The 26,466-nt window shown below is 62.9% G+C and carries 30 protein-coding genes and 1 tRNA gene; 15 read left to right on the top strand and 16 right to left on the bottom strand.

Annotated elements, in window-relative coordinates; all coding sequences use genetic code 11:
• The first annotated feature begins 54 nt into the window (after positions 1 to 54).
• Positions 55 to 1,179: a PA0069 family radical SAM protein gene (locus tag ACU8YE_RS01365; RefSeq protein ID WP_446927958.1), complete on the top strand. Its 1,125-nt coding sequence runs from the start codon at positions 55 to 57 to the stop codon at positions 1,177 to 1,179.
• On the opposite strand, the gene ACU8YE_RS01370 is transcribed toward ACU8YE_RS01365, so the two are convergent.
• The 4 genes from ACU8YE_RS01370 to ACU8YE_RS01385 form a co-directional block, all read right to left on the bottom strand.
• Positions 1,180 to 1,635, bottom strand: coding sequence for a TM2 domain-containing protein (locus ACU8YE_RS01370; RefSeq protein ID WP_260802795.1), 456 nt, complete (start codon positions 1,633 to 1,635; stop codon positions 1,180 to 1,182). It lies immediately after the preceding gene.
• A 187-nt stretch (positions 1,636 to 1,822) separates the two neighbouring features.
• Positions 1,823 to 2,005: a hypothetical protein gene (locus tag ACU8YE_RS01375; protein ID WP_446927959.1), complete on the bottom strand. Its 183-nt coding sequence runs from the start codon at positions 2,003 to 2,005 to the stop codon at positions 1,823 to 1,825.
• A 123-nt stretch (positions 2,006 to 2,128) separates the two neighbouring features.
• A complete protein-coding gene (locus tag ACU8YE_RS01380; RefSeq protein ID WP_446927960.1) occupies positions 2,129 to 2,521 on the bottom strand; it encodes a hypothetical protein in 393 nt (130 codons plus the stop codon).
• A 193-nt stretch (positions 2,522 to 2,714) separates the two neighbouring features.
• The gene (locus ACU8YE_RS01385; protein ID WP_414561393.1) at positions 2,715 to 3,788 is read right to left on the bottom strand and encodes a PQQ-dependent sugar dehydrogenase; all 1,074 of its coding nucleotides are present in this window, start codon (positions 3,786 to 3,788) and stop codon (positions 2,715 to 2,717) included.
• A gap of 145 nt (positions 3,789 to 3,933) precedes the next feature.
• Here ACU8YE_RS01385 and rpsP point away from each other — a divergent pair, with 145 nt between their 5' ends.
• From rpsP to ACU8YE_RS01415, 6 genes are all read left to right on the top strand, one after another.
• Positions 3,934 to 4,188 (top strand): 30S ribosomal protein S16, encoded by a 255-nt coding sequence (rpsP, locus tag ACU8YE_RS01390; protein WP_024976244.1) that lies wholly within the window; start codon positions 3,934 to 3,936, stop codon positions 4,186 to 4,188.
• 133 nt (positions 4,189 to 4,321) lie between these two features.
• Positions 4,322 to 4,876 (top strand): ribosome maturation factor RimM, encoded by a 555-nt coding sequence (rimM, locus tag ACU8YE_RS01395; protein WP_260803121.1) that lies wholly within the window; start codon positions 4,322 to 4,324, stop codon positions 4,874 to 4,876.
• Between the two features lie 23 nt (positions 4,877 to 4,899).
• Positions 4,900 to 5,688, top strand: coding sequence for a tRNA (guanosine(37)-N1)-methyltransferase TrmD (gene trmD, locus ACU8YE_RS01400; protein ID WP_440076815.1), 789 nt, complete (start codon positions 4,900 to 4,902; stop codon positions 5,686 to 5,688).
• Between the two features lie 73 nt (positions 5,689 to 5,761).
• Positions 5,762 to 6,148, top strand: a complete 387-nt coding sequence (gene rplS / locus ACU8YE_RS01405) for a 50S ribosomal protein L19 (RefSeq protein ID WP_004629138.1) — start codon at positions 5,762 to 5,764, stop codon at positions 6,146 to 6,148.
• A gap of 105 nt (positions 6,149 to 6,253) precedes the next feature.
• Positions 6,254 to 6,958: a CoA pyrophosphatase gene (locus ACU8YE_RS01410; protein WP_316878041.1), complete on the top strand. Its 705-nt coding sequence runs from the start codon at positions 6,254 to 6,256 to the stop codon at positions 6,956 to 6,958.
• Between the two features lie 108 nt (positions 6,959 to 7,066).
• Positions 7,067 to 8,008 (top strand): CobD/CbiB family protein, encoded by a 942-nt coding sequence (locus tag ACU8YE_RS01415; RefSeq protein ID WP_232042315.1) that lies wholly within the window; start codon positions 7,067 to 7,069, stop codon positions 8,006 to 8,008.
• Between the two features lie 35 nt (positions 8,009 to 8,043).
• Here ACU8YE_RS01415 and ACU8YE_RS01420 read toward each other — a convergent pair whose 3' ends face one another.
• From ACU8YE_RS01420 to ACU8YE_RS01430, 3 genes are read right to left on the bottom strand one after another with little or no spacing between them, the layout of a single operon-like run.
• Positions 8,044 to 8,358, bottom strand: coding sequence for a DUF2007 domain-containing protein (locus ACU8YE_RS01420; RefSeq protein ID WP_232042316.1), 315 nt, complete (start codon positions 8,356 to 8,358; stop codon positions 8,044 to 8,046).
• A gap of 30 nt (positions 8,359 to 8,388) precedes the next feature.
• Positions 8,389 to 9,336, bottom strand: coding sequence for a ribosome small subunit-dependent GTPase A (gene rsgA / locus ACU8YE_RS01425; RefSeq protein WP_446927961.1), 948 nt, complete (start codon positions 9,334 to 9,336; stop codon positions 8,389 to 8,391).
• Positions 9,333 to 10,592 carry a M48 family metallopeptidase gene (locus ACU8YE_RS01430; RefSeq protein ID WP_446927962.1) on the bottom strand — a complete coding sequence of 420 codons (1,260 nt, stop codon included), beginning with the start codon at positions 10,590 to 10,592 and terminating at the stop codon, positions 9,333 to 9,335. Before ACU8YE_RS01430 ends, rsgA begins: the two co-directional genes overlap by 4 nt.
• Before the next feature lie 76 nt (positions 10,593 to 10,668).
• Here ACU8YE_RS01430 and orn point away from each other — a divergent pair, with 76 nt between their 5' ends.
• The gene (orn, locus tag ACU8YE_RS01435; protein ID WP_373407656.1) at positions 10,669 to 11,316 is read left to right on the top strand and encodes an oligoribonuclease; all 648 of its coding nucleotides are present in this window, start codon (positions 10,669 to 10,671) and stop codon (positions 11,314 to 11,316) included.
• A gap of 3 nt (positions 11,317 to 11,319) precedes the next feature.
• Here orn and mog read toward each other — a convergent pair whose 3' ends face one another.
• Both mog and yjgA read right to left on the bottom strand, forming a co-directional pair.
• The gene (mog, locus tag ACU8YE_RS01440) at positions 11,320 to 11,967 is read right to left on the bottom strand and encodes a molybdopterin adenylyltransferase (RefSeq protein ID WP_232042320.1); all 648 of its coding nucleotides are present in this window, start codon (positions 11,965 to 11,967) and stop codon (positions 11,320 to 11,322) included.
• On the bottom strand, positions 11,964 to 12,581 hold the full coding sequence (gene yjgA / locus ACU8YE_RS01445) for a ribosome biogenesis factor YjgA (protein ID WP_280928274.1): 618 nt from the start codon (positions 12,579 to 12,581) through the stop codon (positions 11,964 to 11,966). Before yjgA ends, mog begins: the two co-directional genes overlap by 4 nt.
• A 93-nt stretch (positions 12,582 to 12,674) precedes the next feature.
• Between yjgA and pmbA the strand changes: the two genes are divergently transcribed.
• Entirely contained in the window at positions 12,675 to 14,048 is a 1,374-nt protein-coding gene (gene pmbA / locus ACU8YE_RS01450; protein WP_232042322.1) for a metalloprotease PmbA, read from the top strand.
• Between the two features lie 61 nt (positions 14,049 to 14,109).
• On the opposite strand, the gene ACU8YE_RS01455 is transcribed toward pmbA, so the two are convergent.
• A complete protein-coding gene (locus ACU8YE_RS01455) occupies positions 14,110 to 14,613 on the bottom strand; it encodes a dihydrofolate reductase (RefSeq protein WP_446927963.1) in 504 nt (167 codons plus the stop codon).
• A 4-nt stretch (positions 14,614 to 14,617) separates the two neighbouring features.
• Positions 14,618 to 15,412 (bottom strand): thymidylate synthase, encoded by a 795-nt coding sequence (locus tag ACU8YE_RS01460; protein ID WP_232042324.1) that lies wholly within the window; start codon positions 15,410 to 15,412, stop codon positions 14,618 to 14,620.
• A gap of 216 nt (positions 15,413 to 15,628) precedes the next feature.
• On the opposite strand from ACU8YE_RS01460, the gene ACU8YE_RS01465 reads away from it, so the two are divergent.
• Entirely contained in the window at positions 15,629 to 16,630 is a 1,002-nt protein-coding gene (locus tag ACU8YE_RS01465) for a threonine dehydratase (protein ID WP_446927964.1), read from the top strand.
• Here the strand turns inward: ACU8YE_RS01465 and ACU8YE_RS01470 are convergent.
• Positions 16,627 to 17,319: a TerC family protein gene (locus ACU8YE_RS01470; protein WP_232042326.1), complete on the bottom strand. Its 693-nt coding sequence runs from the start codon at positions 17,317 to 17,319 to the stop codon at positions 16,627 to 16,629. The genes ACU8YE_RS01465 and ACU8YE_RS01470 overlap by 4 nt on opposite strands.
• A gap of 516 nt (positions 17,320 to 17,835) precedes the next feature.
• Here ACU8YE_RS01470 and egtD point away from each other — a divergent pair.
• Together egtD and ACU8YE_RS01480 are read left to right on the top strand one after the other, a co-directional pair.
• The gene (gene egtD / locus ACU8YE_RS01475) at positions 17,836 to 18,882 is read left to right on the top strand and encodes an L-histidine N(alpha)-methyltransferase (protein ID WP_322016892.1); all 1,047 of its coding nucleotides are present in this window, start codon (positions 17,836 to 17,838) and stop codon (positions 18,880 to 18,882) included.
• Positions 18,883 to 18,949: 67 nt separating this feature from the next.
• Complete coding sequence (locus tag ACU8YE_RS01480; protein WP_446927965.1) at positions 18,950 to 20,248, top strand: SUMF1/EgtB/PvdO family nonheme iron enzyme; 1,299 nt, start codon at positions 18,950 to 18,952, stop codon at positions 20,246 to 20,248.
• Between the two features lie 143 nt (positions 20,249 to 20,391).
• Here the strand turns inward: ACU8YE_RS01480 and ACU8YE_RS01485 are convergent, their stop codons facing one another.
• Positions 20,392 to 22,290: a DEAD/DEAH box helicase gene (locus ACU8YE_RS01485; RefSeq protein ID WP_260802761.1), complete on the bottom strand. Its 1,899-nt coding sequence runs from the start codon at positions 22,288 to 22,290 to the stop codon at positions 20,392 to 20,394.
• A 499-nt stretch (positions 22,291 to 22,789) separates the two neighbouring features.
• Here ACU8YE_RS01485 and ACU8YE_RS01490 point away from each other — a divergent pair, with 499 nt between their 5' ends.
• On the top strand, positions 22,790 to 22,978 hold the full coding sequence (locus ACU8YE_RS01490; RefSeq protein WP_012435166.1) for a hypothetical protein: 189 nt from the start codon (positions 22,790 to 22,792) through the stop codon (positions 22,976 to 22,978).
• A 111-nt stretch (positions 22,979 to 23,089) separates the two neighbouring features.
• Here the strand turns inward: ACU8YE_RS01490 and ACU8YE_RS01495 are convergent.
• Positions 23,090 to 23,164, bottom strand: a tRNA-Arg gene (locus ACU8YE_RS01495).
• A 311-nt stretch (positions 23,165 to 23,475) separates the two neighbouring features.
• Between ACU8YE_RS01495 and ACU8YE_RS01500 the strand changes: the two genes are divergently transcribed.
• Positions 23,476 to 23,691: a hypothetical protein gene (locus ACU8YE_RS01500; RefSeq protein WP_024976225.1), complete on the top strand. Its 216-nt coding sequence runs from the start codon at positions 23,476 to 23,478 to the stop codon at positions 23,689 to 23,691.
• Between the two features lie 131 nt (positions 23,692 to 23,822).
• Positions 23,823 to 24,797 carry a Kdo hydroxylase family protein gene (locus ACU8YE_RS01505; protein WP_446927966.1) on the top strand — a complete coding sequence of 325 codons (975 nt, stop codon included), beginning with the start codon at positions 23,823 to 23,825 and terminating at the stop codon, positions 24,795 to 24,797.
• 57 nt (positions 24,798 to 24,854) lie between these two features.
• Here the strand turns inward: ACU8YE_RS01505 and ACU8YE_RS01510 are convergent, their stop codons facing one another.
• Entirely contained in the window at positions 24,855 to 25,766 is a 912-nt protein-coding gene (locus ACU8YE_RS01510; RefSeq protein ID WP_232042331.1) for an amino acid ABC transporter substrate-binding protein, read from the bottom strand.
• A gap of 470 nt (positions 25,767 to 26,236) precedes the next feature.
• A complete protein-coding gene (locus ACU8YE_RS01515) occupies positions 26,237 to 26,443 on the bottom strand; it encodes a hypothetical protein (protein ID WP_147214153.1) in 207 nt (68 codons plus the stop codon).
• Positions 26,444 to 26,466: the final 23 nt, after the last annotated feature.

Genomic DNA, 26,466 nt, shown 5'->3' on the forward strand with positions numbered 1-26,466 from the left:
GATGCGATAGGATCATCAAGCCCCCGCATCCAATTTGTTTCCGCTGTGTCCGATATGTCCGATCGCCACGTCCCCCGCAAGGGACGCGGCGCCACTTCCAATCTGCAAGGCCGCTTCGAACGCGACGAACGCACGCGCGTCGACGATGGCTGGCAACCGCTCGTCGGGCATCTCGATCCGGACGACGCGCCGGCGCGCATCCAGACCTCCGTCTCCATCGAACGCGCCCGCTCGATCCTGAGCCATAACCAGTCGCCGGATATTCCGTTTGGGGTGTCGCTCAACCCGTATCGTGGCTGTGAACACGGTTGCGTGTATTGCTTTGCGCGGCCGACGCACGCGTACCTGGAGTTGTCGCCGGGTCTCGATTTCGAGACCAAGCTGTTCGCCAAGACCAATGCCGCCGAGGTGCTGCGCGAAACGCTGGCCAAGCCCAGCTACCGCTGCGAGGCAATTGCGCTGGGCGTGAACACCGATGCGTATCAGCCCATCGAGCGCGAGCTGCGCATCACGCGCGACGTGCTGCAGGTGCTGCACGATTGTGATCACCCGGTCGGGCTCATCACCAAGTCGACATTGATTGAGCGTGACATCGATCTGCTCGCACCGATGGCAGAAAAAAACCTCGTCGTAGCCGCCGTGACCATCACCACGCTCGACGCCGAGCTGGCGCGCAAGCTCGAGCCTCGCGCCGCCACGCCATCGCGCCGCTTGCGCACCATTCGCACGCTGGCCGAGGCGGGTATTCCGGTGGGTGTCAGCGTCGCGCCGATGATCCCCTTCATCACCGACGATCATATGGAGCAGATTCTGGAAGCCGCGCGCGAAGCGGGCGCCTCATACGCGAGCTACATCGTGTTGCGCTTGCCGAACGAGCTGAACGCGGTATTTCAGGATTGGCTGATGGCACATTTTCCCGACCGGGCGCAACGCGTGATGAACCGTATCCGCGACCTGCACGGCGGGCACGATTACAAGGCGGATTTCGCCACGCGCATGCGCGGCACCGGCATCTGGGCGGACTTATTGCGGCAGCGTTTCTACAAGACCGCCGACAGGCTCGGCTTCAGTTACCACCGGTACAACGAACTGGTGCTCGACACGTCGCAGTTCAAACCGCCCGCGCGCACCGTCAAGTCAAGCAAGCTCGTTGACGAACGCCAAGGCAGTCTGTTTTGACTACTGCGACAGCTCTTTCGCCGCCTGCACCTGCGTTTCGAAATACGTCTGGAAGGTGATGGCGAGGCCGGCCATCAGCAGGCCCGTGCCGATCATCAGCGTGAAGATGCTGAGCAGCACGACAGGCCAGCCCGAATGTGTGGGCGCGCCGTCGGCATTGAATTGCGCATCCCATTTTTCGTCGGGGCGCAGGCCGTAGACCAGCGCAGACAGATAGCCCGCGAGCACTGAAGATCCACCGATTATTGCGCAGACCCAACCCGGGACGCTCGCACGCTGCGTCGACCACAGCAGCGCCACGCCAATCGCACCGAGCACCATGGCAAGCACTTGCGACCAAGCCCAGAAATCGCGTTTGCCCTTGAGATAGAAGCGGTGCGCGCCCACGCTTCCGAACAGGAAGGCGAGCAGTACGGTCAGCAGCTTGGATTTTTTCTGAAGAGCGGTTGTAGGCATAGCGGGCGGTGAACACACGGCAAGAGCTGCGCCGCGCATTCTACGCCCAACATCAGCCGCGGCGCAGCCAAAATGGCGGCGCCGGGAGCGCGTCATAAAGACGTATCAGCAACTGGAAGAAGAGGCCGTCAGTTCGGCCGGACGCGCGCAGCGCTGCGAGGCGCTTGCGGCAGGAAGGGCAGAGTCACTAAATCGGAACCGGACGCAGCGACGGCACGCTCATCGACACCGTCGAGTCCTGCTGTAGCTGAGGTGTCTGATGGCGCGAGCCGACTTCACCGTAGAGCAGGTGGGCGAGCATCAGCATAAAGGCCGTGGTCCAGACCAGAGCGAGGATAAACCGCACATGGCGGTGGAGAGGAAATGACATTGGAGCACCTGTTGTCGTTGTGATTGGTGTGATGTCACGGGCACGCCAAACCTGTGCACGTGGCCTCCAATCCGACTCAGGTGCTCCCGCCAAGTTCCGGGATGCGAAATACGGCGGTGTGTGTCAGCCCCGGCGCGAGCCGCGCCAGTTACCTTGGTCGCCGTTGCCGCGTTCCTGGCGCATGCGTTCTTGCTGTTGCTGCCAGTCGCCGCGGCCGCCGCCGTCCCGAGGTTGAACCCGACCATTGAGGCGATCATCGGCGCGGGCGCGTGCTTCCATGCGCTCCATTTGCGCGCGGATGCGGGCGGCCTGCTCGCTACGCGTGTCGGCAAAGAATTGCGCCACCAACGGACGTTCCTGCGGCATCGTCTGTGCCGTTTGCGTCCAGACGGGCATGGCGGATTCTGCAAAGGCGACGGCGGCTCGACGCGCCGATGCGTTGCCAGCCACAGCGCCCGCAGAGGCGACGATCAGAACGCCTGCCGCCAAGGGGCGAAGCAATGCGCGAATCGGCATGGCTATCTCCTGTCGGGCAAGGATTCGAGAGGGCCACGCGCCGCGTGTTTCCGGTGTGTGCAACAGAGATCGACGGCGCGTGTTCATGCTTGTCAATGTAAGGCTTCACTCAGCAGGCATCCACTGTCCGAACGTTACCCGTGTAACGAGATGTTTCGTGCACGCTTTGCCATGGCGAGGGGCGACGCCTAGGTCATTTCCCGGTGTAGCGGATGCGATACACAGCGCCGGCTAGGTCGTCCGAAACGAGCAAGCTGCCGTCAGGTGCCACCAGCACATCGGCTGGACGTCCCCATGCCTGTTCGCCCTGCAGCCAGCCGTGAGCGAACGGTTCCTGCTTCGTCACATTGCCGGCAACGTCCAACGCGATGCGCATGACGCGGTAGCCCACCTTTGACGATCGGTTCCACGAGCCGTGCTCGGCAATGAAGATATTGTTTCGGTACTCCGCCGGAAAGCTGCCCCCCGCATAGAACCGCATGCCCAACGCCGCCACGTGCGCCCCGAGCCTGGCGACAGGCGGCACGTAGTTGCTGCACGGGTGCCCAGCGCCGAATTCTGGGTCTGGAATGTTGCCCGCGTGGCAGAACGGGTAGCCGAAGTGCGGATTGGGTTGAGTGATGCGGTTCAGCTCGTCGTCGGGCACGTCGTCACCCATCAGATCACGTCCGTTGTCGGTGAACCACAATTCGTGCGTAGTCGGGTGCCAGTCGAAGCCGACCGTGTTGCGAATGCCGCGCGCCACCAGTTCCAGTCCGCTGCCGTCGGCGTTCATGCGCATGATGTTGGCGTACCGGTTTTCATCGGGGCGGCAGATATTGCAGGGTGCGCCAACGGGCACATACAGTTTTCCGTCCGGCCCGAATGCGATGAATTTCCAACCGTGATGCGTTTCCGTTGGCAACTTGTCGTTGATGACCATCGGCTCGGGTGGATTGCTGAGTCGCTTGTCGATGCCATCGAGCCGCAACACACGCGAAACCGCAGAAACATAAAGGTTGCCGTCACGCCATGCCACGCCTACTGGGAGTTGCAGCCCTGACGCCACCACATGGATGGGCGCATTCGGCGTCTGCAACGACATCGCATAGACTTTGCCGGCGCGGCTCCCGACATAGAGAATGCCGGCTGGAGAAAGCGCCATTTCACGTGCGGCCGGCATCGCGTCCGTTAGCACCTCGACACGGAAGCCGGGGGGTACGTGGAGTGTCTCGATGGGGAGCTTGGCGAGCGCCGCAGTCACTGCACCAAGCCAAGCTGCGACCACAATGGCGGGCTTTACGTACCGTCCCTGCTGCGCGTGCCGCCCGGCATCTTTATTCGCTACGCCTAAGTGTTTGTTTGGTCGGAGAAATTGCGCTATACTTGCGTGTTTCTCTGTACGCATACCCAGTTTTTCAAGGAATAGATCCATGGTCGTGATCCGTCTGGCCCGCGGTGGCTCCAAGAAGCGCCCGTTCTTCAATATCGTTGCGACCGACTCGCGTAACCGCCGTGATGGCCGTTTCATCGAGCGCGTCGGTTTCTACAACCCGCTCGCCGGTGAAGGCGAAGAAGGTCTGCGCATCGTGCAAGACCGCCTGACCTACTGGGAAGGCGTGGGCGCACAACTGTCGCCGACGGTTGCCCGTCTGGTGAAGCAAAACGGCAAGAAAGCTGCTGCCTAAGTTTTAGCATGCGTCGATCGACGGTGCCGTCCGAGCACTTCCTGCTGTGACGCGCGCCGCATCGACACGGCCGGGTCCTGTGGCTGCTGCAACGCAGGCAACCTCGCAAAAGGTTGCTGAACGGCTGCAAGCCATGCGCCCGGGCGCGGGCACCAACCCGACGCTCCCCGACGATCTAGTCGAGGTGGGTTATGTCGGTGGAGCCTACGGTATTCGCGGTTGGATCAAGGTCCAGTTGCACGGCGATGCTGACGCGTTGCTGAATGCTCGCACCTGGTGGCTCAAGCCGGCTGCTGGCGCACTGGCAACCTTGGCAGACTGGCGGGTGTTTCCCGTCGGTACGTCGCGTGAGCATAGCGGCACGGTGGTGGCGGGTTCGCCTGCCGCGCCCGATCGAAATGTCGCCGAGGCACTGCGCGGCTATGCCGTGTGGGTCAGCCGGGCCGATTTTCCCGAGCCGGACGATGACGAGTTCTACTGGGTCGATTTGATCGGCGCGACGGTCGTCAACGAGCAACAAGAAACGCTTGGCACGGTGGGCGGCCTGATCGACAACGGTGCGCATCAAATCCTGCGTATCGTCGGTGAAGGCGGCGTCGAGCGGCTCGTGCCATTTGTCGAGGTTTACGTGAAGTCGGTGGATGTCGCAGGCAAGCGCATCGTCGTCGACTGGGGTCTGGATTACTGAACATGCGGCCGGAGAATTCGGCGATGCAGTTCGACGTCGTCTCGCTGTTTCCGGACATGTTCCGGGCGCTGACGGACTGGGGGATCACCAGCCGTGCAGCCAAGCAGCAGGTGTACACGTTGCGCACCTGGAACCCGCGCGATTTCACGACGGACAACTACCGCACCGTGGACGATCGCCCTTACGGCGGTGGTCCAGGCATGGTGATGTTGGCCAAACCGCTGGAAGCCGCGCTGGATGCGATTCACGAGGCGCAAGCGCCGGCGCCTGCGCATGTGGTGTTGCTGTCGCCGCAAGGCAAGCCGCTTACACACAAGCGGGTGATGGAGCTGGCGCAACTGCCGGCCCTCACGTTGCTGTGTGGCCGTTACGAAGCGATCGATCAACGTCTGGTCGACCGTCGCGTAGATGAAGAAATCAGCCTTGGCGATTTCGTTCTTTCCGGCGGAGAGCTTGCAGCGATGGCGATCATCGACGCCGTGGTCCGGCAGTTGCCCGGCGTGCTGGGCGATGCGCAGTCGGCGGTGCAAGACAGTTTCGTCAACGGTTTGCTGGATTGCCCGCACTACACGCGGCCGGAAGAGTACGAAGGTGTGCGTGTGCCCGATGTGCTGCTGGGTGGCCACCATGCCGAGATTGAGAAGTGGCGCCGCCAGCAGGCGCTGTTGAATACGATGCGCAAGCGGCCCGATCTGATCGAGGCGGCGCGCAAGCAGGGTTTGTTGTCCCGCAGCGATGAGGTTTTCCTCGCTGCCGCGGCGATAACGGCAAAGGGGTCAGAGGCTTCCATACCGGAAGGCTCGGCCAAGTGAAGTTCCCATCCTCTACCGGGGCCGCGGTCTACCGACTGGGCAAAACGCCGGCACGATGGTCAAGGAGAAAAAGATGAATCTCATCGAGCAAATCGAGCAGGAAGAAATCAAGCGCCTGACGGCCAACAAGACGATCCCCCCGTTCGCCCCTGGCGACACCGTGATCGTCAACGTGAACGTCGTTGAAGGCACCCGCAAGCGTGTGCAGGCGTATGAAGGCGTGGTGATTGCCAAGCGCAATCGTGGCCTGAATTCGTCGTTCATCGTTCGCAAGATCTCTTCTGGCGAAGGTGTGGAGCGTACGTTCCAGCTGTACTCGCCGCTGCTTGCCAGCATCGAAGTGAAGCGTCGCGGTGATGTGCGCCGTGCGAAGCTGTACTACCTGCGCCAACGCTCGGGCAAGTCGGCACGCATCAAGGAGAAGCTGACCTTCAAGCGCAAGGAAGCCGCAGCGGAGTAATCTGCACGCGTTGCGAAAAGGCACCTTCGGGTGCCTTTTTTCTCTTTTGCGGCGGAAGATTGACCGCATATATGTCGTCAGCCCATCACCATTCAGTCCCATCCGATGCGCCGTCCCGTGTTCGATCCTGAGCAGTTGCCGGTGGTGCCGACCGAGGCATCGTTGCCGGCGCTCGGGGTCGCGCGATTGACCGCCGAGTTCGTACGCGCGCGGCTGCAGATGCCGCCCGACTGGCAACCGGAGCAGACGGATGAATCCCGCTTGATCGATGCTTCGCTCAAATTGCGCGAGGCGGCGGTGTTGGTGCCGCTGGTGCAGCGCGAGGCAGGTCTGACGGTGCTGCTGACCCAACGCAATGCGTCGCTTAGCCAACATGCCGGCCAGGTCAGCTTTCCGGGCGGCGGGCGGGAAGACTTTGACCTCGACATGGTCGACACGGCGTTGCGCGAGACGATGGAAGAGGTCGGCATCAGTGCAAATCACATTGAGGTGATCGGTCGCCTGCCTGACTACATCACCGGGACGGGTTTCCACGTGAGCCCGATTGTCGGATTGCTGGCGCCCGATTTCACCCTTCAACCCGACCCTAGCGAAGTGGCCGAGGTGTTTGAGGTGCCGCTGGCCTTCTTGATGGACCCGGCCAACCACGAAGTGCGCGAGCTGCGGTGGGAAGACCGTGTGCGTCGTTTCTATGCGATGCCTTATCGACGATCCGGGCGATCTGACCAAGCCCCAGACGCTGGTTATCACTTCATCTGGGGTGCGACGGCCGGCATGCTGCGCAACCTGTATCACCTGCTGGCAGCGTAGTGTCGGCGCGAATATGGGCCCCAAGGTGCGCTGTTGCGCGCACGCTGTGTGCTATCGTCTTGCACATCGCATTCACGGCGTGATCCACGCCCTCGCAACGCCCTTCCAATGACTTTTTTCTCCGTACTCTGCGCGCTGATTCTTGAACAGTTCCGTGCGCTCAGCCGGGACAACCCGATCTACGACGTCGTGCGCGCACTGGCCGCGCGGGCAGAAGAATGGTTCGACACGGGCCATCGTCGCGATGCCGTGCTCGCCTGGTGCGTGGTTACGCTGCCGGCCGTGGTGGTCGTGGCGCTGGTGCACTACCTCCTGTCGTCGATCAGCCTTGGGCTGGCGTTCCTGTGGAATGTCCTGATGGTGTACCTGACGCTTGGCTTCCGCCAGTTCAGCCACTACTTCACCGATATCCACGAGGCGCTGCGCAGCGATGACGTTGTCACTGCGCGCCTGCTGCTCAACGAATGGTCGGGGCAGGACACGACCGACATGCCGGTCAACGAGATCGTCCGCCATACGCTCGAATGCGCGATCGTGGCGGCGCATCGTCACGTGTTTGGCGTGTTCTTCTGGTTCCTGGTTCCGATCGGTCCCGCCGGCGTAGTGTTGTACCGCGGCGCTGAATACCTCGCTCGCCACTGGAGCGATACGTCGATGGAGCGTAGCCCAGCGCTCGGTCTCTTTGCCCGTCAGGCATTCTTTGTCATCGATTACATCCCTGCGCGCCTGACTGCGATTGGCTTCTCCATCGTCGGCAACTTTGAAGATGCCGTGTACGCATGGCGCAACCGCGCTGCCAAGTGGAACGACGAAGTGAATGGCATCCTGCTGGCGGCCGGGGGCGGCGCACTCGGCGTGCGTCTTGGGACGCCCATTGCGCAACGTGATTCGGTCGACAGCATTGCCGACGAAGACGGCGCCTATCCGATGGAAGTGGGGCAGGAGCCGAATGTCCGCACGCTGCAGTCAGCTGTGGGACTCGTGTGGCGCGCGGTGGTGCTGTGGATGCTGCTGCTGGCGATGCTGTCGATTGCCGTCTGGCTGGGCTGATGCGGTACCACGATGCCTAGCCGCTGAACGATCAATCAGGCCGCATCCTCGCGGTCTTTGCCGCAGCGCCAGCACTGGGCGAACTGCGGCTCGTGACTTTCTGCGCAATGCGCGCAGCGCCAGGCTGGGCCGGTGGGCGGATGCCGTGCCTGATCGAGCAGCGCTTGCGCCTGCGCTTCCTGCGCCGGGTCCACCAGCCAGACTTGCGCCGCGCAATCCTGCGGCGGAATATCACCCGCCACGCTGCTCAGGTAGATGTTGCGCAGCTCGGTGCGGATGCCGGCGGCAGACAGCACGTTCTGCCAGTGCGCCGCCATGCCGAGCGATGAACTGCTGATCAGCAACTTCATCTCAGCCTCCCCGAACATGTTACGAAGCCGTTACCAAGGCTTCTGTTGCTCCGATTCGTGCAACAGTTGCGCGTAAAGCTGGTGCCGCCGTGGATCGATCTTGCCTTCGGCCATCGCCCCCAGAATGCCACAGCCAGGTTCCTGCAGGTGCCGGCAGTTATAAAAGCGGCACTCGGTCAGGCGCGGGCGGAATTCAGGGAAGGCGCGTTCCAGCATGCCCTCGCTCAGGTGATGCAGGCCGAATTCCTGGAAGCCCGGCGAGTCAATCAGCACGCCGCCCTTGCCCCATTCCGCGGGTAAGTGATAGAGCCGTGTGAACGTGGTTGTGTGCTTGCCGGAATCGAGCTTTTCGGAGATCTCGCGCGTTTGCGCATCCACGCCCGGAATCAGCAGATTCAGCAGTGACGACTTGCCCATGCCGGACTGCCCGATCAGGATCGAGGCGCGCCCAGCCACGTGAGGTTCAAGCGCTGCGTGCGCGGCGTCCGGCGCACCATGCACGGTCAGTTCGACGATGGCGTAACCCAGCTCCCGGTAGAGCGCCAGGCGTGAGCGAGCCGTCTCCAACCGGGCGGTCAAGTCGATCTTGTTGAGCAGGATCAGCGGGGTGATGCCGAGGGATTCTGCCGCGACAAGCGCGCGGCCAAGCAGGTCTTCCGAAAAGCTCGGCTCGGTGCCGAGCATGATGATGACCTGATCCAGGTTCGCGGCCAGCACCTTCGATTTGAACTGATCGGAGCGGTGGAGCAGGTTGCGGCGCTCGTCAACGCGTACGACGACGCCTTGGTCGACGGCAGTGGCTTCATAGACCACGCGATCGCCGACAGCGCATTCGCTGCGCTTGCCGCGCGGGAAACATTGCAGGAAGCCGCCGCCCTCGCGTTCTACCAGGTAATGGCGCCCGTGCGCGGCGATGACAAGCCCGTGTTCGCCGCTGGCTGCCTGCTTATGGGCGCGGTCCGGTTTGCCGCGCGTCATGCCGTGCGAGCCCGCACAAGGCGCTCCACGCGCTGCGATGCAGTCGGGTGCGAATAATAGAACGTTGAGTAGACCGGGTCCGGGGTGAGCGTCGATGCGTTGTCCTGGAACAGCTTGACCAGCGCCGAGACGAGTTGATTGGCGTCGGCGTGCTCGGCGGCAAAGGCATCCGCTTCGTACTCGTCCTTGCGCGACGACAGGCTTGCGAGCGGCGAGACGAAGAACGTGAACACCGGCAACACCAGGAAAAACAGCATCAGCGCCAGCGCGTGGTTGTCGGAGAACAGGTTGGGCGCGACGCCAAGGCCCAGGTAGAACCATGTGCGCGTCATAAGCCAGCCAAGGAGCGCCAGCGCACCCAGGCTCAGCACGAACGTCACGGCAATGCGCTTGGTGATGTGATGGCGCTTGAAATGCCCAAGTTCATGGGCGAGCACGGCTTCCATCTCGGACGGATTAAGCCGGGCGAGCAGCGTATCGAAGAAGACGATGCGCTTGGTTGCGCCAAAGCCGCTGAAGTAGGCGTTGCCGTGGGCGCTGCGTCGGCTGCCGTCCATCACGAACAGGCCCTTGCTGGCAAAGCCGCAGCGCTTGAGCAAGCTTTCGATGCGCGAGCGCATTTCCTCGTCCTGCAGCGGGGTGAACTTGTTGTAGAGCGGTGCGATGACGTTCGGGTAGATCGCCTGAACAAACAGCATGAACGCCATCCAGACGATCCAGGTGTAGAGCCACCAGTACGTGCCCATCTTGTCCATCAGCCAGAGCACCGCCAGCAGCAGCGGTAGACCCAGCACGGTGCCGATGGCCAAGCCCTTGAGGTTGTCAGCCAACCATAGCTTGAACGTCATGCGGTTGAAGCCGAATCGCTCTTCCACGACAAACTGCCCATACAGCGAAAACGGCAACTCAATCACGCTGCTGATCGCGATGACCGACGCGATCAGCGCCACGCCATACGCATAACCGGGGCCGAACACGCCCAGCCATGCCTGGTTGATCCAGTTCAGTCCACCCAGCAGCGTCAACGCAATCAGAAGGGCCGCCTGAACCGGTACTTCGAGCATCGCCAGACGGGTTCGGGCGATGGTGTAGTCGGCGGCCTTGCGGTGCATGTCCAGCGTGATGGACTCGGCAAACTGCGCCGGCACGGCATCGCGGTGACGCGCCACGTGACGGACTTGCCGCGCGGCCAGCCACAGGCGCGTGGCGGACATCAATGCAAGGGCGACCAGGAAGACAGCAGTAAAGGCGGGCATGTGGGGAAACACCTATCAGATATGCGAAAATTATAGCCTTCAGTCATTTTCTCAAGGCCCTTGAGTGAGCACCCCAGTGAGTCCCCCCGTTTCCCCGTCCGCCACATCCACCTCGACCTCCAACCGCGTTGCCGCTAAAAGCGATAACAACCTCGTTTGGCTAGACATGGAGATGACCGGCCTGAGCCCCGAAAACGACCGCATCATCGAAGTGGCCGTGGTGGTGACGGATTCGGAGTTGAACATCCTCGCTGAAGGCCCTGTGCTGGTGATTCATCAGTCCGACGAGTTGCTCGACGGCATGGACGCCTGGAACAAGGGCACGCACGGTCGGTCGGGCCTGATCGACAAGGTCAAGGCGTCGACCACGACCGAAGCGGAAGCGGAAGCTGAACTGCTGGCCTTCCTCAAGAAGTGGGTGCCGAAGAGCAAGTCGCCGATGTGCGGCAACTCCATCTGCCAGGACCGCCGTTTCATGGCGCGCTACATGCCCAAGCTCGAGGAGTACTTCCATTACCGCAACCTGGACGTCTCGACGCTCAAGGAGCTTTGCAAGCGCTGGCAGCCGGCCATTGCCAAGGGCTTTACGAAGCATCAGCGGCACACGGCATTCGCAGACATCATCGAGTCGATCGAAGAGCTGCGCTATTACCGCGAGCACTTCATCCGCGATGTACCGCAAACGCCGGATGCTGAAGCGCTGGCGTCTTCGGTCGCCCCGTAAGCGTTAAGCCTGCAGCGGTTTTGCGCGCACAGCGTGCTTGGGTCGCCAGGCCTTGACCACGCTGTCGTGCGTCTCGATATACGGGCCGCCGATCAAATCGATGCAGTAGGGCACGGCCGCAAAGATGCCCGGGACCGTGGCGCGGCCCTCCACATCCTTCAAGCCCTCCAGCGTTTCCCTGATGGCACGCGGTTGACCGGGCAGGTTGATGATCAGCGTCGCGCGCGACGGCGTCTCGCGGATTACCGCCACCTGACGCGACAGAATGGCCGTCGGCACGAAATGCAGGCTGATCTGGCGCATCTGCTCGCCGAAACCTGGCATTTCCTTGGTGGCGACGGCCAGCGTGGCCTCGGGCGTTACATCGCGGCGCGTGGGGCCGGTGCCGCCCGTGGTGAGCACCAAATCGCACCCGGCATGGTCGACGAGGTCGATCAGCGTTTCGGCAATCGTCGCTTGATCGTCCGGAATCAGCCGCTCCACCCCTTGCCACGGCGATGAGAGCGCGGTGCCAAACCAGTCCCGCAGCGCGGGAATCCCTTCATCCTGATACGTGCCGGCCGATGCACGATCCGAAATCGACACAAAACCGACGACCAGTTCGTCGGCGTGGCGACGGGTGATCGGCGCGGAGGGGGTAGGGGCTGTCATGCTTCGTCGTCTTCAGCTTCGGGTAGATCGGCGTCGTCTTCATCGCGGTCGTTGCCCGACAGGGCCTGCTTGACCATCTGGAACAGCTCGCGCGACGACTTGGGCGGCTTGGCCAACTGCGCCTCCTTGCGTGCATTGCGTACCAGCGTACGCAGCGCCTGCACGTCGGAATCCGGGTGCGCTGCAATGAACTCGGTGATGGCGTCGTCGCTGGCGATCAGGCGGTCGCGCCAGCGCTCGATGGCATGCAGGCGCGCAGTTTCCGCTTTCGAGGCGCCAACGAAGGTGGCCAGGACGCGGCGGATGGCCTCCACTTCCTCGTCGGTCAGGGCGCGCATCAGCTTGCCGATGTACTGCATCTGGCGGCGCTTGCCTTCGTGGGCGGTGGTGCGTTTGGCCTCGCGCAGGGCGTCGACCAGCTTTTCGGGCAGCGGCACCTTGGCGAGTTTGTCCTTTGGCAGCGCTTCCAGGGCCGTGCCCAGGTCTTGCAAGGCGTTGACCTCGCGTTTGCGCTGCGATTTGCTCTTGGGCGTATCCGGATCGTCCTCGTCACCGATGTCGGTGCGCACGACGGGTTGGAGATACGTGGGGTTGTGTCGGGATGCTCGGCTCATGGCGCGCATTGTATCTTGCTATGATGGGCACTTTCGCCAGTTCTTGCCCGCTTTTGGCAAAATCGCGGCACCCGTTTCTCCCCTCCATTGCCTATGTCTCAAACGCTCGATTCCAAGACCGCCCCTGTGTTTGCCTACCGCCGCGAACAGCTCGAGGAGATGGCCACCGATGTGCTGCGCATTGCACGCGAACTCGGTGCTTCCGATGCCGCAACGGAAATCTCCGAAGGCCAGGGCCTGTCGGTCACGGTGCGCAAGGGCGAGATCGAGACCATCGAGCAGAACCGCGACAAGATTGTTGGCGTGACAGTCATGCTCGGCAAGAAGCGCGGCAACGCCAGCACGTCGGACTTTTCGCCGGCGGCACTGCGGTCCACCGTCGAGGCCGCCTACAACATTGCGCGCTTCACGGCCGACGATGATTGCGCCGGCTTGGCAGAAGAAGAACTGCTGGAAAAGCACCCGCAAGACCTGCAGCTCTATCACCCCTGGATGATCGACGCCGAAGAGGCCGTGGAGATCGCACGCGCCGCGGAAGCCGCTGCCTTTGCCGTGAGCCCGAAAATCCGCAACAGCGATGGCTCCAGCATCTCGGCACAGCATTCGCACTTCGTACTGGCCACGTCGCGCGGTTTCATGGGCGGCTACCCATATTCGCGTCACTTCATTTCGGCCGCGCCGATCGCCGGTTCGGGCGCGCATATGCAGCGCGACGATTGGTACTCGTCGAAGCGCTCGCCGGATGATCTGGCTGCGCCCGAAGCGATCGGCAAGTACGCGGCGGAACGTGCGTTGGCGCGTTTGTCCGCGCGCCGGCTGACGACGCGCAAGTGCCCCGTGTTGTTCGAAGCGCCGCTCGCTGCGGGTTTGCTGGGCGCGTTCGTGCAGGCGGTATCGGGCGGCGCGTTGTATCGCAAGTCGACGTTCCTGCTCGATACGCTGGGCAAGGAAGTTTTTGCGCCGCACGTGCAGATCACGGAAGACCCGCACGTCCTCAACGGCATGGGCAGCGCGCCGTTCGACGAGGAAGGCGTGCGCACGCAGCGCCGCGATGTCGTAAAGAACGGCGTGGTGGAGGGCTACTTCCTGTCGACGTATTCCGCGCGCAAGCTCGGCATGCAAACCACAGGCAATGCCGGCGGCTCGCACAACCTGACGCTGTTCTCAGACAAGACCACGCCAGAAGACGACTTTGCCGGCATGCTGCGCCGCATGGGTACGGGCCTGCTGGTGACCGAACTGATGGGCCAGGGCGTGAACTACGTAACCGGGGACTACTCGCGCGGCGCATCGGGCTACTGGGTCGAGAACGGCGTGATCCAGTATCCGGTGGAAGAGATCACGATCGCCGGTAATCTGGGCGAGATGTTCCGCCAGATCGTCGCCATCGGTGCCGACGCGCTGGTGCGCGGTACGAAGGAAACCGGCTCCATTCTGATCGAACAGATGACGATTGCCGGCGAATAAATTGCCGTAGCCAGAATGAAAAACGCGCTCGAAACTGAGCGCGTTTTTTTGCCTGCTGTGGTTACTGCTCGTTCGATGGCGGACGTTCGTATGTAACGAACGCGTAGTCGAAATCGTTGGGCGCGGCCGCGTGGTGCGTCTCGCGTGCAACCTCGTGCCAGAGCTTTGGGTCCGGCGCGGGAAAGTGTGCATCGCCTTCGAAATCGGCGTCGATCTCCGTGACGATCAAGCGGTCTGCGCTCGGGAGGGCATCCGCATACAGTTGCGCGCCACCGATCAGGAAGATCTGCTCGGCGCCCACGCACAAGCGCTGGGCGTCTTCCATCGAATAGGCGATCTCACAGCCCGGAAGCTCAAGCTTGGCATTGCGCGTGACGACAATGTTGCGCCGGCCCGGCAGCGGACGGCCGATCGAATCGTACGTCTTGCGGCCCATCACGATGGGCGCACCCATGGTCGTGCGCTTGAAGTGCGCGAGATCTTCCGGCAGGTGCCAGGGCAGGGTGTTGTTGCGTCCAATCACGCCATTGCGGGCGCGGGCGACGATGAGCGTCAGGATGGTCATACGGTTACACGGCCACCGGTGCTTTGATCGCAGGGTGGCTCTGGTACCCGACAATCTCAAAATCTTCGTACTGGTAATCGAAGATGCTGTCGGGCTTGCGCTTGATGACCAGTTTCGGCAACGGCAGCGGTTCGCGTGCGAGTTGCGTCTCGACTTGTTCGAAGTGGTTGTTATAGAGGTGGCAGTCGCCGCCGGTCCAGACGAAATCGCCTACATCGAGGCCGGTCTGCTGCGCCACCATGTGCACGAGCAGCGCGTAGCTGGCGATATTGAAGGGCACGCCGAGGAAGATGTCGGCGCTGCGCTGGTAGAGCTGGCATGACAGCTTGCCGTCGGCCACGTAGAACTGGAAGAACGCGTGACAGGGGGGGAGCTTCATGCGCGGGATGTCCGCCACGTTCCAGGCCGAGACGATCAGCCGGCGCGAATCGGGGTTGCGCTTGATCTGTGCGATCAGCTCGGCGATCTGGTCAATGTGTTCGCCGTTAGGCGTCGGCCACGAACGCCATTGGGAGCCGTAGACGGGGCCCAGTTCGCCGTCGGCGTCGGCCCATTCGTCCCAGATCGTCACGCCGTTGTCTTGCAGCCACCGCACGTTAGTCGAGCCTTGGAGGAACCACAGCAGCTCATAGACGATGGATTTGATGTGGACCTTCTTGGTGGTCACCAGCGGAAAGCCGTCCTGCAGGTTGAAGCGCATCTGGTGGCCGAACACCGAGCGCGTGCCGGTGCCGGTGCGATCGGCTTTGTCGGTGCCATGTTCGTAGACATGGCGCATCAGGTCGAGATAAGGCTTCATGCGAGCGCGGGCGAAGAGGCGGGGCGTCGGGAAATCGAGTGAGCCGCATTGTAACGTGAGCGGCCCGGCGTCGACTGTACCGGCAGTGTCCGGAAACTGGCCCGTTCAGATGACCAGAACGGCTGGACCGGCAAAACGCAGGATTGTCGATGTTGTAAGGGGCGGCGGGGCTGGCAGGATGGCGCTATCGTTTCAACTGTCTGACGGAGAAAGATCATGTCGACCATTGTTACCTCCGCATCGCTGGACCGTGCCAATGAACTGCGCCATTTGCGCGCAGCGGCCAGCGTCGTCCATGCGGCGATTGCGCCGACCCCGCAATACTGCTGGCCGTTGCTCTCGCAAGCCATGGGTACCGAGGTGTGGGTGAAGCATGAGAACCACACCGAAGTGGGCGCGTTCAAGCTTCGGGGCGGGCTGACTTACCTGCATGCCTTGCGCCAGCGCGAGCCCCAAGTGCGCGGTGTGATCGCCGCCACGCGCGGCAATCATGGCCAGTCGATTGCATTGGCAGCGCGCCGCAACGGTATCGCCGTCACCATCGTCGTGCCACATGGCAATAGCGTGGAGAAAAATGCCGCCATGCGTGCACTTGGCGCAGAGCTTATTGAAGCGGGCGATGACTTCCAGGCAAGCCGCGAGTTCGCCGATCAACTGGCCGGTGAACGTGGCTTGCACTTTGTGCCCTCGTATCACGACGATCTGGTCGTCGGGGTGGCGAGCTACTGGCTGGAGTTTCTGGAGGCCACGCCTTTGGATGTGGTCTATGTGCCCATCGGCATGGGTTCCGGGATTTGCGCGGCTGTACGGGCGCGCGATGCGTTGGGACTGTCGACACGCATTGTCGGCGTGGTGTCGGCCCATGCTCGATGCTACGAGCAGTCGTTCGCAAGCGGTGCCGTGATGTCGGCGCCGGTGTCGACGCTGTTGGCCGACGGGCTTGCGTGTCGCACACCGGATGCCAAGGCACTTGAGGTGATCCGCGCCGGCGTCGACGAGATCATTGCGGTGACGGATGACGAGGTGGCGGAGGCCATTCGTTTGTATTTCTCCACGACGCACAACGTGGCCGAGGGCGCTGCCGCTGCGGCCCTGGCGGGGGCGTGGCAGCAGCGGGAGCAGATTGCCGGCCAGCGCGTCGGCCTGCCGCTGACCGGCGGCAACATCGATCGCGCCAAGCTGGCGCGCGTGCTCGCCGGCCAGCCGATCCTGGCTTAGGCGGGTTGCTGGCGGCGACGTTGCACCAGCCAACCGCCGCCCAGCACGACCACGAACACCACCACATACACTGCCCACTTGAGCGGCGGCTGCGCAGCAAAGAACGCCTTGAGAACCGGTTCGGCCACGATCATGTGGGCGGCCGTATAAGCCAGCACCGCGGCGCCGCCGTAGATGATGATCGGGAAGCGTTCGATCAGGCGCAGTACCACGCCGCTGCCCCACACGACGACCGGCACGCTGATCAGCAGGCCCAGCACCACCAGAAGGAAGCTGCCGTGCGATGCGCCGGCAATGGCGAGAACGTTGTCGATGCCCATCACCGCATCGGCGATGATGATGGTTTTCATGGCGCCCATCAGCGTGGTGCTGCCCGCGCCGTGTTCATCGCCGCCCTGGCCGTCGTCAGCCAGAAGCTTCCATGCGATCCACACCAGCGCCAGGCCGCCCACCAGCATCAGGCCCGGAATCTTCAGCAGCCACACCACCGCCAGCGTCATTAGCGCACGTACGACGATGGCGCCCGCGGCGCCCCACATGATCGCTTTCTTCTGTAGCTCGGGCGGCAGGTTGCGCGCAGCCAGCGCGATGAGGATGGCGTTATCGCCCGCAAGCACGAGGTCGATCACGATGATCGACGCCAGCGCGGCAGCAAACTGCATGGTGAAAATGTCAGACAACCATTCCATGGTGGCTCCAAGTCAAACAACAATAAAAATCGGTTGACCGGACTGCATGGAGTGCAGGGGCGAGACGCTTTGCAGACCATGAAATCCGGTTGCAAAGGTCTTGCTCGACACGAACAGGTTGGGAACCTGCTGGTGCCGGCACGACCGGAAGCGTGGGCTTCGTCATGACGATCGTGCCTGGGGCTGAAGAACCCCCGAGCTACTCCCCTTTGAGGAAGTCCGCATTATATCGCAGCAGGCCGATTGTGCGCTGCAAAAACGCAACATTGGCCTTGCAGCAAGGTGTGCGTGATTTTTTCAGCGGTGCAGGTGATTTTTACGATTGGCGCGATGCCGTGTTGTGACGGCCTCCGGCGAAAGAACGGTGGCGCTGTCACAAAGCGGCGTCTACGCTGCAATTTCATCCGCGCGCCATGGGCCTGCGGTGATGGCATGGGCGCGATGGCACATTTCTCGCTGTCGACAGCCCTCATGACCATGCAGCACTGTGCCGTTCCACCCACAACGGGAGACACCATGCAGGCCACCAAGCCGTCCGCCGATGCCTATGCCCGCCGCGCGCTGGCTCGACTGATCCAGCCCCAGCCCACGGTCGACGCCGTTGGCGCAGGCCTGACTTTCTACCAGCTCTTTACGGAAGACGACGCCGCGCTGCGTGCCGAGGCCGAAGCCGGCCTACTCGCACCCGCAGCCAGCATCAGCCCGAAGTTCTTCTACGACGCCCTTGGTTCGCGCCTGTTCGAAGCGATTACCGATCTGCCCGAGTACTACCCGACGCGCACCGAAGCCGCCATCTTCAGTCTGCACGCCGCCGAGATCGCGATGCGCGTGGGGCGCGGCGCCACGCTGATCGACTTGGGGGCCGGCAACTGCGAAAAGGCCGCACGGCTGTTCCGCACGCTCGCGCCGTCGCGTTATGTGGCGATCGATATCTCGGCGGATTTTCTACGCGATACGCTTCGTGGGCTTGCGCGTCAGCATCCCCAATTGCCGATGGTAGGCATCGGCGCCGATCTATGTGCGCCGCTGGTGTTGCCTGATGCCGTGGGCGATGGGCGCCGCGTGTGGTTCTATCCCGGTTCGAGCCTGGGCAACTTCACACCGGAAGAGGCGGGCGCATTTCTCTCGCGCCTGCGCGAAGCTTCCGCCCCGGGCGACAGCGTGCTGATCGGTATCGACCTCATCAAAGAGGCCGAACGCCTCGAGGCCGCTTACGACGATCCGCTCGGCGTGACGGCAGCGTTCAACCTGAACGTACTGCGCAACCTGAATCGCCTCCTGGGCGCAAATTTCGACGTGCGGGACTGGCGCCATGTCGCGCTGTACCGCTCAGAAGCCCATCGCGTTGAGATGCACCTAGAAGCTCGTCGCGACGTGACAGTGCGATGGGGCAAGCACGACCGCGCCTTTGCTGCCGGCGAACGCATGCACACCGAGAACTCCGTCAAATATGACCTGCCGAGCCTGCAAGCGATGTTTGCCGATGCCGGCTTCGAAGACCTGCATGCCTGGACCGACGCCAGCAGCGACTTTGCCGTCTGCCACGCGAGCGTAGGCCGCTAGGACGGGCGGCAGAACACCCGGCAGGCCGGTGCGATAATGGATCGATTCCCGCCCGAGGTGTGCCGCGATGGCTGAATTCTTCATGCTCCCCGATCCGACCTTCATCGGATCGCTTCCCGACTGGACCGACGGCCGTCGCCTGCCGCGCCAGGGCATCGCGCACAGCCTCGTCGATGCACGCAATCGCACGCTCGCGTTGTTGTCGGCGTTTGGCGATACGCAGCGCGGCTGGCAAATTGAACGCGTGGAGCATCACGCGCCGCCCCTCTGGACGCTGGGCCAGTTGGCCTGGTTTGCCGAGTTCTGGTGCCTGCGCGAGCCGCGTCGCAACGGCAGCGACACCATCGAAGACGGCGCCGGCACGGAGTGGGACCTGGCGCGCTGGCAAGCCACGCTGCCCGCCGCGCTTGACGGTGCCGACACGTTCTTCGACATGGACCGCATGCCGCCAGAGGCATGCTGGGACCTGACGCTGCCCGGCATTGCCGCGATCAAGCACTACGCGCATGGCGTGCTCGACCGCGTGCTCCGTAAGCTCGCCACGCTTGGCACCGACGACGATGCGGCGCTGGAGCCGTTTCGCTGGGCGGTATTCCACGAAGACCTGCGCGCCGAACATCTGCACGGCCTGCTGCAGGTACTGGGCCTGCAACCCGCTGGACAGCCTCCGCTGGCCGCTGTGGCCGTGCCGGCTGCCCAGACATTGGCGTTGTCCGGCGGCCGCTTCCAGATGGGCTGGCCGGACGCCGATGGCTTCTTCTTTGACAACGAGTGTCCGCCGTACCGCACCTATGTGCCCGCGTTCGAAATCGATGCGCAGCCGGTGACGAATGGCCAATACCTGGAGTTCATCGAAGACCGCGGCTACGACCATCCGCAGTGGTGGTCGCCGGCCGGCATGGAGTGGCTGATGATGCAGGAGCGTTCGGCGCCGCTGGGTTGGCAGCGCGATCCCGCCACGCGCACCTGGCAGGCACTGCGCTACGGTCAGGCGCGTACGATCAACCGGGATGAAGCCGTGCGTCATGTGAGCCTGTACGAAGCCCAGGCTTGGTGCCGCTGGGCCGGCCGTCGCCTACCGACCGAAGGCGAATGGGAGATGGCCGCGGTGCAGGGCCGGGCCGGCTTTCATTGGGGGCAGGTGTGGGAGTGGACGTCGTCGCCGTTCGAGCCGTATCCGGATTTTGTGCCGGGCATGCCGCGAGGCCGTGTGGCGAGCCTCTCGGCGCCGCACTTCGTGACGATGCAGGCGGTGAGGGGCGCCGCTGCACATACGCCGCAACGCACCCGTCACCCGCGTTTCCGGGGCTTCCTGCTGCCGGAGCGCGACGACATCTTTGTCGGCTTCCGAACCTGTGCGCTTTGACGGAAGCCGGTCGGGACAGGACCGGCAAGCCGAGCCGCGATTGACCGGCGTTGCCCAAGAAGCAAAAAACCCCACGCTGTTAGACGTGGGGTTTTTTGTTGGCTGTCTGCTAAGGCCATCCGGAAAAGATGGCCCCTCATCGGTCAACGATCGAAGTCGCGCGAACGGCCCTTGCTGCCGTAGCTGTCGCGGTTGCCGTCGCGATTACCATAGCTGCGACGCTGCGCGCCGTTGCCACCGTCGCCAAAGCGGCTACCGCCGTTGTTGTCGCCAAAGCGACGCGGGGCGCTCTCACGGTTGCCATAGCTCTCGCGATTGCCGTCACGATTGCCATAACCGCCACCGTTGCTGTTGCCGGCGCTGTTGCCATAGCCACGGTTGCTGTCTTGCGTGCCTTGCGTACGTGCCGGGCGTTGTTGCCAGTCGCCACGGTTTTGCTGGCCTTGGCCGTACGACTGACGCGGAGCGCGGTCGTCGCGGTTCCATTCGCGTTGGGCGCCTTGGTAGCCGCCGCCGTTGCTGTTGCTATTGCCGTTTCGATCGTCGCGGCGCGGAGCAAAGCCGTCGCGGTCGCCGCCAAAGCTGCGTTGGAAGCGGCCTTCGCTGTTACCGCCATTGCCACCGTTGCTGCCTTGGCGCGCGCCGTAGCCTTCACGCTGGCCGCGATAACCGCCGCCATTGCCACCGTTTCCCCGGTAGCCGCCCCGGTCGCCGCCGGCACGCGGGCCACCAGTGCGGGGCTTGGCCGAGCGCTTCGGCTCAAGGCCCTCGACAACCGATGCGTCGATGCGGCGATCAACGAAGCGCTCGATACGGCGCCATTGGAACGTGTCGTTGTGGTTCACCAGGTTGATGGCGATCCCGCTGCGGCCGGCACGGCCCGTACGGCCGATGCGGTGCACGTAGTCTTCGGCCTGCTTGGGCAGGTCGAAGTTGACCACGTGCGTGATGTCCGGCACGTCAATGCCGCGGGCGGCCACGTCGGTGGCCACCAGCACGCGCAACTGACCGCGGCGCAGTGCCGTCAGCGTACGGTTACGGGCGCCCTGGTGCATGTCGCCATGCAAGGCGCCGGCGGAGAAACCGTGCTCGGTCAGGCGCTCGGCCAGCGAGTCGGCATCACGCTTGGTCGCCGTGAAGACGATGGCTTGCTTGAGCGACGCGTCGCGCAGCAGGTGATCCAGCAGCTGCTGCTTGTGCGACATGTCGTCGGTGAAGTGCAGGCGCTCTTCGATATTGCTTTGGTCGATCTTCGCGGCGGCGATTTCGATACGCTGCGGCTCGCGCATCATGCGCTCGGCCAGTTGCTCGATGCGGCGGTCCATGGTGGCCGAGAACATCAGCATCTGGCGCGTCGCAGGCGTGGCACCGACGATGGCTTCGATGTCATCCGAGAAGCCCATATCCAGCATGCGGTCTGCTTCGTCAAAGACGAGCATGTCGAGTGCCGACAGGTCGATGCGGCCCGAATCGATGTGGTCAAGCAGGCGGCCCGGCGTGGCGATGATGATGTCCGGCATGCGTGCCAGCATGTCGAGCTGCTTCGGATAGGGCATGCCGCCCAGGATGCTCGCGCAGACGATGCGGCGCAGATGGCGGCCGTACTGTGCGGTAGCGGTGGTCACTTGCAGGGCCAGTTCACGCGTGGGCGTGAGCACCAGCAGCGACGGCTTGGCTGGTGCCGGGCGGGGGCGGCGCCCCTTCATGCGCTGCGGCGGGCCGTCCATGCGCGGGCGCTGCGGCTCGGGTTGCTCGCTGATGCGCTGGATGGCCGGCAGGATGAACGCGGCGGTCTTGCCCGAACCGGTCTGGCTCGTGACCAGCAGGTCGCGGCCCGACAGGCAAGCCGGAATGGCTTGCGCTTGAACCGGCGTCGGGGTGATGTAGTTCACTTCGCCCAGCGCACGGACGATGCGGTCGTCCAGGCCCAGCGCAGCAAAGGCGCTGGCACGGGTCGCGGCTTCGGCGATCAGGTTTTCGGTATTGGTGTTGCTGGCTTCAGCGTGCGCAATAGCGCCGCTGCCGTCTTGAGGCTGCGTCATGTCGAATAGGTAGTAAGGCTGCCGCGCCGCCGCATCAACGGATGCAGACGACGGAAATGGGATACGGCGACCGGTTAATCACGGGCGTCGGCGCCAATCGGATAAGGCCGGTTCGACAGACGGGCTGCAGAACGGACAGGCGGGGGAGTGGGCCGGCCTCAAGCTGAACAGGTCAGCGAGGTGGGGCGGCGGTCCCTTCGGCGTGATGCGGAATCCACGCGGGAGATCGGAGACGATGCCAAGCACAATGGCAATCGGCTGCGCATGCATGCAACGGGCGGGGATTTAGGCGATGCGCGCCGGTTTGAACCGGCACATCGGCCAACCGCGGACCGAAAAATACGGCAGTAAGCAGCCAAGCCACGAACTATAGCATGAATTTTTGCACTGCGCAAAAATGCCAACGGTGCGGAGCAGATGCCCCTGTCACCGCTTGCTGGATCGAACCTGCGGCCTATACTGAAAAAGGCCGGCTACGCTCACAGCCGGAAAGGGGCGGATGATGGAATTCCCGATGGCCTTCTCCAACCTGTATCTGTTGCTCGCCGTCTGTGTTGCGGGCGTGATCGGACTGGCCTCTGCGCCACTGGTGATCCGAGGTGCGCGGGTAGGGATCCGTGTGCTGCTGACGATTATCGGGGTGCTGATCGGGCTGCTCGTGCTCGAAGCGCTGCCGGTGCTGACCTAGATGGCCCGGGGCCATCCGCAGCCATAGGCCCGCCCACGTGTGGCGGGCCTCGTTGTTTTGTGCGGGCAAGAAAACAAAAGCCAGGCGTGTTGCCTGGCTTTGTTTATCTGCTGGTCCCGCCGACAGGAATCGAACCTGTATCTCACGCTTAGGAGGCGCGTGCACTATCCATTGTGCTACGGCGAGTGACCGACCCCCGGGTGACGCCAACGGCCGCCCGAGCGAGCCGCGATTCTACGCAATTTGCAGACCCAAGACCAGTCAACCTCGGGGACGCAGGGCGGCGTCGACAGCGGCTACTGATGTCATATGAAACGATGATGACGCCACGGGTTTTGTAGGTTGCGGCCCACAGTCCAAGCGCACTTGTGATGAAGCAAACGCTAAAGCGAACGAACGATCGGTCAAAGAATCAGATTTAAGTATTACGAACTTTGCACGATTGTTCACGGAAGTTATGCTTCATCACCCCTTTCAGAAACCCCTAGGCGACCAACATGCTGACATCCGAAGAACGGGACGATCCGTGGACGGTGGAGCCGTCGCTGGAAAGTCTGCTTCCCAAGCATCGGCCCGGGACGATTGATCGACCGATCTATTTCCGTCACACCGATACCCCCGACGGCCACGTCATCAAGCAATTTCCTGACGGCTCACGCCAACTGGTGCGCTTCGTCGGCTTGGAAGAGCAGGTCGTCAAACACTTCCTCTAAATTCCGCTTCCCCCGTCGGCGAACACCTCGGCACATGTCGTAAGACATGATGCGTTGTGTTTCCTGACGATGCACTGAGTTGGTAAGCGCTCTATCATTCGCAAATATTTACGTAAGCGATTGATAAGTTCATGGGAAGTATGCAAGGGTTTGCGCCCGCCGCACCGTCGGCGCGCAACCATCATTCCGGACAGCGAGCCGTCGCTGCGCCGCCCGCCATCGACATGGTCGTGCCGTGGCCGGTGCGCGAATGGGCGCCCGCCGTGACGTCTGATGAGGCGGCTGCCATGCGGTCTGCGCTGGAGCGCGGCAATGTGCTGCACTTCCCGGCGCTCGACTTCCCACTGGATGCCCGGGAGCAGCGCTTTCTCGATGCACGCTGGTCGGACGGCAAGACGAAGAACATCAACCTGCGTGCGAACGAATCCCGCGTGCGCGGTGCCGTCGGGCACCCTGCCGACCTGCGCGATCTCGCTACCCTGATCCGGCGTTACGCCGATGCTGCCGAGTGCCTCGTGCTGACGCTGTTTCCCGACTACGCCCCGTACTTGAGGCGGGCCGGCACGTCGTTGCGGCCGGCCGAGATTGCCGGGCGGCCGGTCAGTTGGCGCAAGGACGACACGCGCCTGCATGTCGACGCATTTCCGTCGAACCCGCTGCACGGCCAGCGCCTTTTGCGTGTGTTCCACAATGTCGATCCGGATGCCTCGCGCGTCTGGCGTATCGGCGAACCCTTTGCCGATTTCGCCCAGCGGTTTGTACCGAAAACGCGTGGGATGCTCCCAGGACAATCGTGGTTGATGCACAAGCTGCACGTCACCAAACGCCCACGCTCTGAATACGACCACCGCATGCTGCAGCTGCACGATCTTGCGAAAGTGGATCTGGCCTATCAGCGTGAGGCACCGCAACAGACGTTCGAATTCGCTCCGGGTTCGACGTGGGTGGTCTTCAGCGATCAGGCATTGCATGCCGCAATGCGTGGCCGCGCGATGATGGAGCAGACTTTCTATCTTGACCCGGCGGCCATTGCCGACCGCACCCATTCGCCCGAAGCTGTCCTGTCGCGCCTGCTCAACAAGCCGATGCTGCCGGCCCAGCGCTAATTGCGCAACGCAAAAGGCCGCCTGACTGGGCGGCGTTGCGCGATTACCCCGTTGCGCTCAATCGGCGACCTTGTCGCTCGGGTACTTGAACGAGTCGCGCAGCAGGAAGCTCATCGGGATATCCAGCTTCGCGCTGTGCGGCGGAATCGGTTGCTGGAACCACTTTTTGTAGAGCTTGTCGGCGTCGTAGTCGAGGATGATGTTGGTCATCGCGCGATCCACGAGGTGTTTGAACTCGGCGTCGTCCTTGCTGAGCATGATCGCGTAGGGCTCGACCGTCAGCATGTCGCCGACGACCGCGTAGTCGCTTGGCGTCTTGGTGTTGGCACGGAAGCCGTAGAGCAGCACGTCGTCCATCGCAAAGGCGTCAGCCTTGCCGGCTTCGACCATCGCAAACGATTCAGCGTGGTCCTTGGCTTCGAGAAACTTCATGTTCAGCACGCGCACGTCGTTCATCTTGCGCAATTCCGCGACGCTGGTGGTGCCCTTGGTGGTGACGACGGTCTTGCCGCGCAGGTCATCCCACCTGCGGATGCCCGACGACGTTTTGACAATCATGCGGATGCCCGCGATGTAATGCGGGATCGTGAATGCCACCTTCTCGCGGCGCTCGCGATTGTTGGTAGTCGAGCCGCATTCGAGGTCGGCTTTGCCTTCGATGATGGCCGGCATCCGTGTCGAAGGCGTGACCATCACGTATTGCACTTTCAGGTCGGGCCGCTTCAGGTCCGTGCGCAGCTTGTCGACCACGCGCAGGCACAGGTCGACGGCATAGCCGACGGGCTTTTTATCGGCGTCGTAGAACGAGAAGGGCACGGAGCTTTCGCGATAGGCGACACGGACGGTACCCGTATCACGGATGCGGTCGAGCACCGGTGTGGAAGAGGCCAGGGCAGTGCCCGGTACAAAACTGGATAGCGAAGCGAAGAGCAGCGCTGCAGCCGGCAGCGCGCGCGAGAAGAACGGCATGGTTGTATCCCCCGGAAAGAATCGGCGGCCCACGTTATCGTTATGCCCGGCTCGTGACCGGAGGGCCTGCCGCATGATACGGCGCGGCGATGCAACCTGCAGGCCTGTGCAATTGGGTGTTGTAAGCAGGCCGCACGACTGGATTCCGGCTTCTAAAAGTCGATGTATGGCGAGTGCCTTGCAGTGGTGCGTCGCGCACATGAGGCGTGCGTAATGCACCGTGCAGAGGGTTTGGCCGGCGCAATAGACTTGCTCCGGGTGCATGCTTGGCGCAGCGTGCGTTGCGGCAGTGCGAAGCCGCACCGGGCCTAGCGTTAGGCGTTTTTCCCTACCGGGTTTGTCCCGACTGCCCGAGACGGACCAGGGGCGCTATGCTCCGGCCATGTCTTGTTCGCAAGGCATCGAGGAGAGACTCTTCCGGCCCGCCGAAAGCGGGCCGTTTTCTTTGGCGCTTGCGCGTTCGAGCTCGCTTAGTTTTGATTCGGCAGCACGTTTCCCGGCTGGGACGACTGCCGCGGCCAGTTCGAGAACGCGAAAACCCACAGCGCCACCAGGTTCACCAGCGGCACCAGCACAAGCAGCGTCCACCACGGTGAAAAGCCAGTCCGCAGCAAAATCTGCCGCACCGGAATGCCTGCCACGATCAAGATGATCAACAGCCCGAAGAGTCCGCGCATCGTCATTTCCCCTTTGTAACGGT

This window comes from Ralstonia sp. VS2407 (assembly GCF_052950655.1).

Coding starts and splice junctions, on each gene's coding strand:
- ACU8YE_RS01365 (WP_446927958.1), top strand. CDS start 55: ATGTCCGATCGCCACGTCCCCCGCAAGGGACGCGGCGCCACTTCCAAT.
- ACU8YE_RS01370 (WP_260802795.1), bottom strand. CDS start 1,635: ATGCCTACAACCGCTCTTCAGAAAAAATCCAAGCTGCTGACCGTACTG.
- ACU8YE_RS01375 (WP_446927959.1), bottom strand. CDS start 2,005: ATGTCATTTCCTCTCCACCGCCATGTGCGGTTTATCCTCGCTCTGGTC.
- ACU8YE_RS01380 (WP_446927960.1), bottom strand. CDS start 2,521: ATGCCGATTCGCGCATTGCTTCGCCCCTTGGCGGCAGGCGTTCTGATC.
- rpsP (WP_024976244.1), top strand. CDS start 3,934: ATGGTCGTGATCCGTCTGGCCCGCGGTGGCTCCAAGAAGCGCCCGTTC.
- rimM (WP_260803121.1), top strand. CDS start 4,322: ATGCGCCCGGGCGCGGGCACCAACCCGACGCTCCCCGACGATCTAGTC.
- trmD (WP_440076815.1), top strand. CDS start 4,900: ATGCAGTTCGACGTCGTCTCGCTGTTTCCGGACATGTTCCGGGCGCTG.
- rplS (WP_004629138.1), top strand. CDS start 5,762: ATGAATCTCATCGAGCAAATCGAGCAGGAAGAAATCAAGCGCCTGACG.
- ACU8YE_RS01410 (WP_316878041.1), top strand. CDS start 6,254: ATGCGCCGTCCCGTGTTCGATCCTGAGCAGTTGCCGGTGGTGCCGACC.
- ACU8YE_RS01415 (WP_232042315.1), top strand. CDS start 7,067: ATGACTTTTTTCTCCGTACTCTGCGCGCTGATTCTTGAACAGTTCCGT.
- ACU8YE_RS01420 (WP_232042316.1), bottom strand. CDS start 8,358: ATGAAGTTGCTGATCAGCAGTTCATCGCTCGGCATGGCGGCGCACTGG.
- rsgA (WP_446927961.1), bottom strand. CDS start 9,336: ATGACGCGCGGCAAACCGGACCGCGCCCATAAGCAGGCAGCCAGCGGC.
- ACU8YE_RS01430 (WP_446927962.1), bottom strand. CDS start 10,592: ATGCCCGCCTTTACTGCTGTCTTCCTGGTCGCCCTTGCATTGATGTCC.
- mog (WP_232042320.1), bottom strand. CDS start 11,967: ATGACAGCCCCTACCCCCTCCGCGCCGATCACCCGTCGCCACGCCGAC.
- yjgA (WP_280928274.1), bottom strand. CDS start 12,581: ATGAGCCGAGCATCCCGACACAACCCCACGTATCTCCAACCCGTCGTG.
- pmbA (WP_232042322.1), top strand. CDS start 12,675: ATGTCTCAAACGCTCGATTCCAAGACCGCCCCTGTGTTTGCCTACCGC.
- ACU8YE_RS01455 (WP_446927963.1), bottom strand. CDS start 14,613: ATGACCATCCTGACGCTCATCGTCGCCCGCGCCCGCAATGGCGTGATT.
- ACU8YE_RS01460 (WP_232042324.1), bottom strand. CDS start 15,412: ATGAAGCCTTATCTCGACCTGATGCGCCATGTCTACGAACATGGCACC.
- ACU8YE_RS01465 (WP_446927964.1), top strand. CDS start 15,629: ATGTCGACCATTGTTACCTCCGCATCGCTGGACCGTGCCAATGAACTG.
- ACU8YE_RS01470 (WP_232042326.1), bottom strand. CDS start 17,319: ATGGAATGGTTGTCTGACATTTTCACCATGCAGTTTGCTGCCGCGCTG.
- egtD (WP_322016892.1), top strand. CDS start 17,836: ATGCAGGCCACCAAGCCGTCCGCCGATGCCTATGCCCGCCGCGCGCTG.
- ACU8YE_RS01480 (WP_446927965.1), top strand. CDS start 18,950: ATGGCTGAATTCTTCATGCTCCCCGATCCGACCTTCATCGGATCGCTT.
- ACU8YE_RS01485 (WP_260802761.1), bottom strand. CDS start 22,290: ATGACGCAGCCTCAAGACGGCAGCGGCGCTATTGCGCACGCTGAAGCC.
- ACU8YE_RS01490 (WP_012435166.1), top strand. CDS start 22,790: ATGATGGAATTCCCGATGGCCTTCTCCAACCTGTATCTGTTGCTCGCC.
- ACU8YE_RS01500 (WP_024976225.1), top strand. CDS start 23,476: ATGCTGACATCCGAAGAACGGGACGATCCGTGGACGGTGGAGCCGTCG.
- ACU8YE_RS01505 (WP_446927966.1), top strand. CDS start 23,823: ATGGGAAGTATGCAAGGGTTTGCGCCCGCCGCACCGTCGGCGCGCAAC.
- ACU8YE_RS01510 (WP_232042331.1), bottom strand. CDS start 25,766: ATGCCGTTCTTCTCGCGCGCGCTGCCGGCTGCAGCGCTGCTCTTCGCT.
- ACU8YE_RS01515 (WP_147214153.1), bottom strand. CDS start 26,443: ATGCGCGGACTCTTCGGGCTGTTGATCATCTTGATCGTGGCAGGCATT.